We start from the raw sequence: 11,549 nt of genomic DNA on the forward strand, positions 1-11,549 counted from the left end.
TAAATAAGTATGTGTACGTAACGGCCACCTGACTGCTCGCAGAGGTGGCTGTTTGTTTATATACACTTACAAAAGCCTGTGGTAAAAACAGCTTTTCTCGTGCAAGTCTACATTTTATTGGCACTCCATTCTTACTAACATTGGCGATTATTGATAATCTATTGAAAAGCATGCTATGGAACTTCCCGTCTCGAAGACAGTAGCTCTATAGCCAAAGTATTAAACAACATTTACCAAAAATGAGTACGTAGATCACTCAAAACTCGACTCATTTTCATGAACCAAATCATTACTAATCTAGGCAATATAATTGCCGCCCCACCTGATCCGACCTTAACCCAAACTGCCCAAATCATGGAGCTGAACCTTGATGATTTGTGGGTACTTGTTGCAGCTGCACTGGTATTTTTCATGCAGGCGGGCTTCAAGGTTTTAGAAACTGGCCTGGTAAAAAAGGAGCACAGATCAGGTATTGGTGCTAAAAATCTTTTGGATTGGGTCGCCGGAAGTATCGCCTTCTTTCTGGTAGGATTTGCCTTTATGTTTGGACATTCTGCCGATGGATTTATAGGACTAGATTATTTTTTTGGAGATAAACTCGATTCTGGTAAAATTCTGATTTTCTTCCTTTTCCAGCTGGCCTTTGCTGGTACCGCACTCACGATTGTATCAGGAGCTATGTCTGGTCGAACAGGTGTTGTTGCCTATTTCATCGTCTCCTTGATCACTGCGACGATTATCTATCCGGTCTTTGGTCACTGGGCCTGGGGCAACCTCTGGATTAGCGACAATGAACCCTGGCTTGCAGCCATGGGTTTCATGGATTTTGCCGGTTCGACCGTCGTACACTCTACGGGAGCCTGGGTGGCGGTCATGGGGATTTACATGGTAGGCCCCAGACTTGGTCGCTACGATGCCTATGGTAGATTGCAACCCACTAAGGCCTCAGATTATGCCTATAGCATCCTAGGTGTCATGATTCTATGGCTCGGATGGTGGGGATTTAATGGAGGCAGTACCCTGGAGTTCAACGAGGACGTGGTAAAAATCATCCTGAACACCAATCTATCAGGAGCCGCGGCTTGTTTTGCTGCATTCTTTCATGCCTATTTCTTCCAGAACAAAACAGATGTAATCGAAAAAATCGCTGGAGGTAGCTTAACCGGTTTGGTGGCCATTACAGCCTGCTGCAATGTGGTAACGCCAATTTCTAGTCTTTTAATTGGGCTATTATCAGGTGTCATTCACAACATTTTCTATGTGATCATCTCTGAAAAATGGAAACTGGACGATCCAGTAGGCGCCATTGCAGTGCATGGAATCGGCGGGATATTCGGGACGCTATGTGTTGCTCTCTTCGGTCAGGAAGAGTTGCTTGTTCATAGCCGTTGGATGCAGTTAGGGATCCAATTTATGGGTATTGCGACTTGCTTCATCTTCACCACAGGTATTTCTTATGTGATGTTCACTATCATCAAGAAAACTATTGGACTTAGAGTGTCTCCTACAGAAGAAAAAAATGGTGCCTTTGTTGGGAACTACTCCCAAGAAATTGGCATAGATGAAAGAGATGATCAAAAAGTCGCTCAGGTTTCTATCCGTATCAGTGACAAAGGATACAACATCTATAACATCACAGAATACTTATCTCTGAGTCAGGAAAGACGTAAAAAACTCATTGCCGAAGATAGAATCAAATACATGGATGAAGTAGGCTCTGTCATTCCTCCACTTGTCGCCGTTAGACAGCTTGGGCTTATGCTGGACACCATGAAGGACAAAGCCACTGCAGAAAGAGACGAGCTACGCAACAAGCAAAGCGAATTCGAAGGTTCATTGCAACATGCAGGATCCCTGCAAACTGCGGTATTAGAAGATGAAAACGCCCTAAAAGATTTATTTGAAGACTCTTTCTTATTATTCAGACCCAAAATAAAAGTGTCGGGAGATTTCTACTGGTTCAAGCAAATCTCCGGTTTCAAAGTCCTATTGGTTTCTAATTGTACTGGTACTGGAGTATCAGGAGGCTTCTTGGGCATGTTAGGTATGTCACTGGTCAAAGAGATATTCAGCACCAACAAACTGCTGTACCCAGACAAATTCCTAAAATTGCTTGACAAGAAGTTTGATCATTCTCTACGTACTCGCACGCTCAGCGCCAAACTCAAGGATACTATGGACGTGTCGGTCATCATTGTTGATGAACTCAAGCAAAAAGTATACTTCTCAGGAGCTAACAATGATTTAATTCACACCAGCTCTAGCGGATTAAATGAATATCCCGGAAGCAAATGGGCTATTGGAGAATCTTCTCCAGATGACAAAGTGAAATTTAAGCGTGAAGTCATATCGTACCTACCAGGAGAAATGATTTATCTGTACACTGATGGTTATGCCAAACAGCTCAATGACAATGGCAAAGAACTGGGAATGGAAAGCCTCAATGCACAGCTCAAACAAGTGAAAGATCTGGACACCGAAGCGCAACATCGCATCCTTACTGCCGACCTCAGCGAATGGCAAGGTACAACTATGCAGACCGATGATGTCCTATTGATCGGAATAAAACTACGGTAACTACGTAGTTTTATTCCGATCAAATAGAAACAGTCTTTAAAAGCTTCTAAACAAGGTTTTTGTCTGCTTAACCAACTTATCGCATGTTTTTTTATGGGAATAAATTTGATTTACCATGATTATATAACATTATTTATAAGTTAATAGCATCATACTTTTGCATATCACTACGTAGTAAACGACATATCTACGTAGTAGTAAAAGACTTGATATTATGCAGAACAATTCGACATCACTAGAAAAAGCCACCCGAATCAATCTATTCGACCTTAGTTCGGTTCAAATGCGAACCTTTCATCTGAGCTGGTTAGCATTTTTCCTTTGTTTCTTTGGCTGGTTTGCCCATGCTCCATTGATGAACTCCACCATTGGACCAGACATGGACTTGACACAGTCTCAAAAAATTACGGCCTTCATCGCATCTGTAGGGATTACCATTGTTGCACGTCTGTTCATAGGCAACCTTTGCGATAAAATAGGACCAAGAAAGAGTTATACATATCTGCTCGTATTTGGAGCCATAGTAGTTGCCGGATCTTCTTTGGCCTACAACTGGGAGACTTATTTGATCTCTCGTATGGCTATCGGTGTGATAGGTGCATCCTTTGTGATCACACAATACCACACCACCAAAATGTTTGCACCTAATGTAGTAGGAATTGCTAACGCCACCACCGCAGGTTGGGGGAATCTCGGTGGAGGCGTCACGCAAGCTGTTATGCCTTTGATTGCTTCAGGAATGTTGGCCTTCGGTTTTGCCGAATCAGAACTGTCAAAATGGAGACCCGCAATGTTTGTCCCTGCGGCGATCATGCTGGTTGTCGCTTACCTTTATTGGAAATACACCCAGGACACTCCAAAAGGAAACTTTGCCTCAACTACTGGCCTAAAACCAGAAAAGAAAGAAGGCGAATCTGGCCTTTTTATGTCAGCTGTCAAAGACAGAAGGGTATGGATTCTATTTGCCATCTATGGCGCCTGCTTCGGACTTGAACTATTTGTAAACGGAAGGGCTGCTACCTATTACCAAACGAAATTTTCGCTAGACGAAACGACTGCAGGTATGATTGCCGCTCTTTTCGGGCTGATGAATCTGTTTGCCAGATCTACTGGAGGTTGGTTAGGAGATAAATTTTCTAGAACAGGCGGATTAGCGGGTCGCGTCAAATGGTTGACCATCGTGCTTTTCATTGAAGGTTTTGCACTGATCCTATTCTCTAGAATGGATATGCTAGGATTCGCAATCACCACGATGATCTTGTTCTCCCTTTTCGTCCAAATGGCGGAAGGAGCCACTTATTCAGTCGTTCCATTCATCAACAAAAAATCCCTTGGAGCAGTAGCTGGTATCGTAGGAGCCGGGGGCAATGTGGGTGCCGTGATTTACGCTCAGTTTCTACTGAGATCTGGGGCTACTTTAGAAAACAGTTTCATGTACTTCGGGTTGGCCGTGATTGCTATTAGCTTAATGGGATTCGGAATCAAATTTTCTAAAGCGGACGAGGAAGCCGCTCAAAAGGAGCAAAAGGAACTGGAAGCATTCGAAGCTGAAATCAAAAGAAAAGAAAAACTAGCCGCTTAATCATTCCTATATCACTTTATTTAAGAGCCTTAGTCACTGACTGAGGCTTTTTTTATGAAAAAGGCTTGCCATGGCTGGCCGCTATCAATCTGGAAGCAATCGCCGGTTTTTTCACAAGTCCCACCGCCCATTCGGACAAAATTTCTGATCCGAAGAGTTTCTGAAACTGTCGCCCTACCCAAAGACGTTGTGAAAAGGCCTTATTCCATTCCTTAACATATTCTTTCTCTAACCGGGCTCTATTTATCTTTCCATCATTCCAATTTGCTAGAATTAGCCCTGACAGCAAATAGGCGGACCGAATCGCCATGGCCATGCCATTGCCGCAGAGAGGCGTAATCATGCCCGCAGTATCGCCACTCATGAATATGTGGTCATGCAGTGGGCCCTTTTTTTCGAATGAAATCTCATTGATTACGATTGGTTGATCGAAAAGGAAATCAGAATTCTCCCAGATGGCCTTCAAGTGCGAGTTTCGATGTAAAATTTCAGCTTCCATCTCTGCAACACTTCGGTCTTTTAGGTTGTCTCGATGGCTCAGATAGCATAGGTTATAAGTATCACCACCCACTGAACTCAAACCGCAATAACCGTTTTTAAAATTATGGAGAGCAATCAAATTTTTGGGTAAATCAGTTTTGATGTGGTACTTGACCCCTAGATAAGGCGATCGCCGTTTCATGAAATCACGATCCATCTCTCGATCTAAAGCCGATCGCTTGCCAAAGGCTCCAATGACCAATCGCGATTTTAGTATCTCTTTATTTGCGGCCACAAAAAAATCCTCTTCCTCATAGCGAACAGATTGAACACTACGACCTGTTAAAACTTCCGCTCCAGCCTCCTTGGCTTGTTCAAAGAGAAATTGATCCAGGTCGTATCGACTGATTCCAAATCCACCCAAACCTAAAGGAGCCTCTGCTGTTTTTCCAGAGATAGAACTCAAGCTAAAGTGCTTAATTTCGGCTGGATTTAATTCCTTAGGAAACAAAGCATTGGTTTCTAAAAAAGGTCTCACTTCGTTGGAGATATATTCGCCACACACCCGATGAAATGGGTAGTTTTTCTTCTCTATCAGCAGTACATCTAGCCCGCTTCGTGAAAGCAATGTGGCATTGACCAATCCTGCCAATCCACCCCCAATGATGATCACATCCCGCATGGTCTAAAGATCCATAAAAATCCATTCACAGCCATCAATCCAAGGAAATAATCCGATTTAGCTTAATTTAGCGCCATGAACAAATACCCAAAACCAGGATGGGCCATCCTACTATTTTTCCTTCTTTTTATCTTAGGATGCCAAACAAAAACCGCAGATCCCAGGCCGACTATTTCTTTCACATTTGATGATGGATCGGTCCGAGATATGCCAGGGTATCCTGGAGCAGAGTGGAACCAGATGATTTTGGACAACTTGCAGGATCATGACCTAAAGGCTGTTTTCTTTGTCAATGGAAAGAATCTACAGGGAGAAAAAGGCGATCAAGTCCTCAAAGCATGGAATAAAGCTGGACATAAAATAGGAAACCATACTTACTCACACCCAAATTTTGATGGGGAGATCACACTAGAAGAATACAAGGTTGAAATGCTAAAAAATGATTCTATCATTCGTCAATATAGCAATTACTACCCCTACTTTCGCTTTCCCTATCTCAGGCGAGGCAATACCATCGAGAAAAGAGATGGCTTTCGTCAATTTTTAAAAGAGCACAATTACCGACATGGCTATGTTACAGCCGATGGATATGATTGGTACATCAACGACCGATTGGTTGATGCACTTAAAAAAGACAGTGCCAGGGACGTCAGTGACTTTCAGGAGTTCTATGTATTGCACAACTTTCAGTCTGCTCAATTCTTTGACTCGCTAGCTACCGCTATGCAAGGAAGAAAAATCAAACACACCATGCTACTGCATCACAATCTCGCCGCTGCCTTGTTTCTGGATGACTTGATTGCTCATTTCAAAGCCAAGGGTTGGGAGGTGATAGATGCAGAAGAGGCCTTTCAGGATGAAATATTTCAATCCATACCAAATGAAATGCCCGCTGGTGGTGATCTCATAGGATCAATTGCTAAAGAGGACAAAGAATTTTTCAAGACATTGGTATATCGCAACATGGGGAGCGAATATTTGAAAACCCAAATGGACAGTTTGAAGTTATAAGAGCATGGCAGAAGAATTAATTCTACAAGGAACAAATAAAGAAGAGGTCTATCAATCACTCATTCCTCAAATCAAAGCATTAGTAGCCGATGAAAGTGACTGGATTGCCAACCTGGCCAATACCTCTGCAGCACTGAAAGAGGCTTTTGGCTTTCTCTGGGTGGGATTCTATATCGTCAAAGAAGACCAGCTGGTACTAGGTCCTTTCCAAGGCCCAATAGCATGTACACGAATTTCCAAAGGAAAAGGAGTCTGTGGTACCGCATGGGCTGAAGCTAAGACGCAAGTGGTAGTAGATGTCGATCAGTTTCCTGGGCACATAGCCTGTAGTTCGGCTTCCCGGTCAGAAATCGTATTGCCTGTTATTAAGGATGGCCAGGTTGTGGCGGTTCTTGATATTGATAGTGAACAACTAGGTACATTTGACGAAATAGATCAAAAGTATCTAGAGGACCTGCTCACTGCATTATGAGTCATTTTAGTATCAAGGAAATCAAAAGTTATCTCAGTGATGAATACAAGGACTTTTTTACCAAAGGACTCATTGATGAAACGGATAACTTCCGCATCAGTCCGGCTGATGAAAAAGACCTGAATTTCCCGACCCACGATCGAGAAGACAGCTTCACGCTAGGTGCATATGTCAATGACAGACTAGCAGGAGTTGTGAGCTTCCAACGTGAAGGTGCCAATAGAGAAAAACTTCGTCACAAAGGCTTGTTGTTCAGGATGTATGTGCAACGAGAGCATAGCGGTCAGGGCATAGGCTCAGCACTCATTCAAAAAGTACTAGATCGCACTCAAGCTCTGCCTAATCTTGAGCAAATCAACCTGACAGTCATAGCAAGTAATCCGGCTGCCAGACACCTCTATCAAAAGTTCGGTTTCAAAAGCTATTCCCTGGAAAAACAAGCTGTCAAATTCAAAGGCAAGTATTTTGATGAAGAATCTATGGTTTTATTTATTCCTCATCAGGAAGGCTAGCCCCAACCTTCCTTTTAATGTCATAAAACTCATACTGAAGCTCTGTACCAGATTTATCATCCAGAATAAATCCGTCCCTACGTCGATCATATAGCACCTCGTAAAACTGCTCTCCCAGCTGACCGGCGAGTAGAACTTCATTGCTGGTGTATCGATCGGACAGGAGCATTTTCACGGGTCTGTTGACTGGTACTTGCAGATGGATAAAGTCTTCTATCCATACCTCTTCACTCTCTCCAAAAAGTGTGACATGGATAGGGTCTTTGGTCTTTTGAAACCGGGTCCTGTAAATGTATACCGAACCCAATATTTCGTCCTCAGCTGGAGGATTCTCTTCGTAGTTTCGCTGGTTATATGCCATTAACAACTGTTCGATATTCTTTTGTCTATGTCTATATTCCGCAGACCTCATGGCTTTGAATACCTTAGTATCATCTGACACCATATTCAGCAGTTGCTCAAATTGATCTTGAGCCTCTTCCCCTTTCGTGTATTTGTTATACACCTCTTTTAGCTCTCCATTCTTCTCGGCAAACAAGGCATTACCCTCTTTCTCATAAACATAGAGCGTAATAGGACCAACGATCAGTCGCTCAACAAAGAGGTAATTCGTCGTGTCTTCAGGATCAAAGATCAGAAAATAATCCTGCTCAGAATTCACCTCCGCATAGCCTAAAACCGAATCAGGCTGGTAATCTACCAATTCCCCTTCCTCAAAATCCTTAATTCTGATTACATCCTCATATTCCTGCATTCTCAAAAAGGGCACCCTTTCACCAGAATTCAACACCAGAATATCCTGAGCCAAAGATTCTAGTGAAAAAAACATCAATATTACCACCAGGTATTTCATTTGTCTAGAGCTAAATAAATTTGTGTTACAACCAAAAACATCTGCATAGTGCCTTTACTATAGCAAATCAAAATATATAAAGATGAAAATGCTATTATCCCTATCAATTGTGTTGGTTTTTCTTGCCTCTTGCCAGCAACAGGAGGTTATTCATGAAGAAAACATAGACAATCCACTTGTCGGCAAATGGAAACTAATAGAACAACTCGCAGATCCTGGTGATGGAAGTGGTACCTTCCGAGCCACTGACAAAAATTTACAGATTGAGTTTTTTGAGAATAAAACATTCAAGGCCACCCGATCGATGTGTAGTCTCGCCAATTATGAGCCACAAACCACCGAAGGAAAGGTGGACTTAAATTTAGAAGTTCTTTATCCTGAAGGATGTGACAATTTGTATGATGATGTAGAGTTCCAAATCCAATACAAGATGGAGGATGGTCAACTACTGCTGTATTATTTCTGCATAGAAGGTTGCGGACAAAAGTTCGAAAAACTGAATTAAATCATATTGACAGCAAGAACCTCTAAGCTGGGCTGAACGTATCTTTGTCATCAAAATGAAGATCATCAAATGGGTCAGCGAAAGGAAAAAAACCAAACTATAGGGGAAGAAATATCCAATGCCATTTCTCATGGCATTACAGCATTGACGGCCATAGGGGGATTTGTAGTGCTAATCGTATTCGGAGCTAAGAGCGATCAGCCCTGGAGCTTGTTTAGCGCGTTGTTTTATGGCAGTAGTTTGGTGTTATTATATACCTTCTCTACCCTATATCATAGCCTGACCCACCAAAAAGCCAAACGTGTATTCAATATCCTGGATCATTGTGGGATATTTCTGCTCATCGCTGGTACCTATACACCTGTGATGCTTATTACGATTGGGGGAGTCACTGGCTGGGTGTTTTTTGGTATCCAATGGAGTATGGCAGTCATCGGGATCGTACTAAAAGTATTTTTCACAGGCAGATTCAATCTACTATCTACTCTGCTTTATGCCTTCATGGGCTGGATTGTTGTCTTTCAGTACGATACGGTTCGAAACGCCATGGAAAATGGTGCCTTTTGGCTGCTAGCTGCTGGTGGTTTTTGCTATACCATTGGTATTATTTTTTACATCATTGATTACCGTCTTAAGTTCGCCCATTTCATCTGGCATCTATTCGTAATGGCTGGCAGTATCCTTCATTATCTCATGATGGTGCTATATGTCTTCAAATAAATGAGACTCGAACTTTTCACACAATAATTTAGCAGTCCATCGTTTTATAGCGCGTAACAAAACCAATAGACTATGAATCGAGCTATTTTTCTATTACTGTTAATCACAGCTGTATCCTGTCAGGACAATTCTAAGGACGTAGATATTCAAGAAGAAATAGAAACTACTCCGCGTACAACCGAACTAAGAACATACATTTTCGGGCACAGCCTGATCAACCACGAATACAATGTAAACCCAGTCCCTAGCAATGAAACTTCCGTTCCTCATTGGATGTTTTTACTAGCCGAGGCTGCCAACTACCAATACGGCGTTTCCGGTCAATATGGCTTCTTACCACAGCACGATGATCTGCCTCCAATACCTCAATGGGGCTTTGACATCATCCCTACAATCTGGAGTGACGAAACAGGCGATCAATTCAGTGATGTTGACTTCAATTCGATACTCATTACTGCGGGCAATTTCATCCAATACAAAGGCCCTGAGGAAACCTACGACGGTGACGCTTCTGATACTTCTCCAGTATTGTCGACACTTACTATCACGGATTGGACGACCAGTCAAGAAGAGGGTTTAGATATCTATATCTATGAAAATTGGCCAGATATGGCAGGGTATATCAATTCTTTCCCACCAACTGAATCAGAATTTGCCAATTACCAAGCTTATACCACCGGAGATTTCCACCAATGGTGGCTAGACTATCACGATGCGCTCGTGGAGGCAAGACCCAATCAAAGCATTCATATGATTCCTGTAGGTCCGATACTAAGCCATTTGTTGACTGAAACTAACTTAAGCGAAATCCCAGTCGACATACTGTATGAAGATGACGCGCCTCATGGACGACCCACGGTTTACTTTTTGGCTGCTATGATCACCTACTCCGCCATGTATGGAGAGATGCCTCCAGCAGATTTTACAATTCCTGATATCATAGACTCACGGGTAGCAGAAAACTATGCCGCCGTTAGAGAAATAATCTGGAGCGAATTAGAAGCTTTTGAAGATCAAGACGGCAACAGCAGAGTGTGGTAATCACTCTGCTTTTTTATCCTTAGGAGTAAATCCCCAGCACTTAATCACAACTACCAATCCAATAATAAACATTGGGATGCTGAGCCATTGCCCCATATTGAGTGGAATATCTGCTTCCCAAGCCTCTTGATTTTCTTTGAAAAACTCGACAAAGAAGCGTTCGGACCAGAGCATCATCATAAAAACTCCGAACAAAAACCCTGTTTTGATTTGGGAACGGTGATGGTACCAGATATGGGCTAAAATAAGAAACATAATCACACAGGCCAAAGCTTCATAGAGCTGCCCCGGATGCCTTGGGATGGCCAAAACTGCTACATCAGCCTGCTGCACTCCTCTTCTCTCATAAGTGTCATACACCACCGCCTGATTGGCTGGTAGCGCGATATGTTCAGCAACTCCATAGTATCTATCAATCGCACGAGGGAGCGTAGTTTCAAAAAACAGTTTGGCATTTGCTTCATCCAACTTCACGGTTCTTTTGTATTCCAGATGAATCGTCATAGGGATTTTACCCGCTTCGGTACTTTCTATTTTACCACCCTTTTCAAAGCTCACTTCTTCTATTCTTGAGTCCAGACTGGTAAACATGTCTTCGGCACTTCTGGCAAACACGATCCCTGAATCTGAACCCGTAGGTAAGCCAATAATTTCAGAGTTCATGAAATTACCAAAACGAATGCATGCGCCCACTAGAACGGTCACAATAGCCACTCGATCCAAAATCCACAAGTAACTCTGATCAGCATGTTTTCGACTGTAGAGATATAAAGCAATCAGCATTCCTATTGCGCCACCGTGGCTAGCCAATCCACCTTCCCATATTTTCAGAATTTCAAATGGATTGCTCAAATAATAGCCGGGATTATAAAATAAGCAGTGTCCCAATCGGGCTCCCACCACTACAGCTATTACCAAATACATGGTCAACTGATCTACATTTTTTTGCTTTTTTCCTTCAGTCTTAAAGATCCAATACATGACTTGCTGCGCCAGAATAAAACCAAGTGCAAACAAAAGACCGTACCATCTTACTGGATGATTCAGGCCTGGAATAACAAACATCTCAGGACTGGGACTCCAAATAATCATTTCAAATAATGTCATGTGTTCT

General features: G+C 42.5%; 11 protein-coding genes. 8 read left to right on the forward strand and 3 right to left on the reverse strand.

Annotated elements, in window-relative coordinates:
• The first annotated feature begins 276 nt into the window (after window positions 1-276).
• Both amt and N7U62_RS15975 read left to right on the forward strand, forming a co-directional pair.
• Window positions 277-2,577: an ammonium transporter gene (gene amt, locus N7U62_RS15970; protein WP_264139012.1), complete on the forward strand. Its 2,301-nt coding sequence runs from the start codon at window positions 277-279 to the stop codon at window positions 2,575-2,577.
• Window positions 2,578-2,791: 214 nt separating this feature from the next.
• On the forward strand, window positions 2,792-4,159 hold the full coding sequence (locus N7U62_RS15975; protein ID WP_264139013.1) for an MFS transporter: 1,368 nt from the start codon (window positions 2,792-2,794) through the stop codon (window positions 4,157-4,159).
• Between the two features lie 52 nt (window positions 4,160-4,211).
• On the opposite strand, the gene N7U62_RS15980 is transcribed toward N7U62_RS15975, so the two are convergent.
• Window positions 4,212-5,321 carry an NAD(P)/FAD-dependent oxidoreductase gene (locus tag N7U62_RS15980; protein ID WP_264139014.1) on the reverse strand — a complete coding sequence of 370 codons (1,110 nt, stop codon included), beginning with the start codon at window positions 5,319-5,321 and terminating at the stop codon, window positions 4,212-4,214.
• A gap of 75 nt (window positions 5,322-5,396) precedes the next feature.
• Between N7U62_RS15980 and N7U62_RS15985 the strand changes: the two genes are divergently transcribed.
• The 3 genes from N7U62_RS15985 to N7U62_RS15995 are packed head-to-tail and all read left to right on the forward strand — an operon-like array spanning window position 5,397 to window position 7,316.
• Window positions 5,397-6,332: a polysaccharide deacetylase family protein gene (locus tag N7U62_RS15985; protein WP_264139016.1), complete on the forward strand. Its 936-nt coding sequence runs from the start codon at window positions 5,397-5,399 to the stop codon at window positions 6,330-6,332.
• 4 nt (window positions 6,333-6,336) lie between these two features.
• Window positions 6,337-6,804, forward strand: a complete 468-nt coding sequence (msrC, locus tag N7U62_RS15990) for a free L-methionine (R)-S-oxide reductase MsrC (RefSeq protein ID WP_264139017.1) — start codon at window positions 6,337-6,339, stop codon at window positions 6,802-6,804.
• Window positions 6,801-7,316 carry a GNAT family N-acetyltransferase gene (locus tag N7U62_RS15995; protein ID WP_264139018.1) on the forward strand — a complete coding sequence of 172 codons (516 nt, stop codon included), beginning with the start codon at window positions 6,801-6,803 and terminating at the stop codon, window positions 7,314-7,316. Before msrC ends, N7U62_RS15995 begins: the two co-directional genes overlap by 4 nt.
• On the opposite strand, the gene N7U62_RS16000 is transcribed toward N7U62_RS15995, so the two are convergent.
• Window positions 7,294-8,169 (reverse strand): hypothetical protein, encoded by an 876-nt coding sequence (locus tag N7U62_RS16000; protein ID WP_264139019.1) that lies wholly within the window; start codon window positions 8,167-8,169, stop codon window positions 7,294-7,296. The genes N7U62_RS15995 and N7U62_RS16000 overlap by 23 nt on opposite strands.
• Window positions 8,170-8,251: 82 nt before the next feature.
• On the opposite strand from N7U62_RS16000, the gene N7U62_RS16005 reads away from it, so the two are divergent.
• The 3 genes from N7U62_RS16005 to N7U62_RS16015 all read left to right on the forward strand — a co-directional run bounded on the left by N7U62_RS16005 (window position 8,252) and on the right by N7U62_RS16015 (window position 10,435).
• Entirely contained in the window at window positions 8,252-8,674 is a 423-nt protein-coding gene (locus tag N7U62_RS16005; protein WP_264139020.1) for a hypothetical protein, read from the forward strand.
• Window positions 8,675-8,743: 69 nt separating this feature from the next.
• Complete coding sequence (gene trhA, locus N7U62_RS16010) at window positions 8,744-9,394, forward strand: PAQR family membrane homeostasis protein TrhA (RefSeq protein ID WP_264139021.1); 651 nt, start codon at window positions 8,744-8,746, stop codon at window positions 9,392-9,394.
• A gap of 72 nt (window positions 9,395-9,466) precedes the next feature.
• The gene (locus N7U62_RS16015; protein WP_264139022.1) at window positions 9,467-10,435 is read left to right on the forward strand and encodes a hypothetical protein; all 969 of its coding nucleotides are present in this window, start codon (window positions 9,467-9,469) and stop codon (window positions 10,433-10,435) included.
• Here the strand turns inward: N7U62_RS16015 and N7U62_RS16020 are convergent, their stop codons facing one another.
• Complete coding sequence (locus N7U62_RS16020) at window positions 10,436-11,542, reverse strand: prolipoprotein diacylglyceryl transferase (RefSeq protein ID WP_264139023.1); 1,107 nt, start codon at window positions 11,540-11,542, stop codon at window positions 10,436-10,438.
• Between the last annotated feature and the right edge of the window lie 7 nt (window positions 11,543-11,549).

Source organism: Reichenbachiella ulvae (assembly GCF_025833875.1).
GTDB lineage: Bacteria > Bacteroidota > Bacteroidia > Cytophagales > Cyclobacteriaceae > Reichenbachiella > Reichenbachiella ulvae.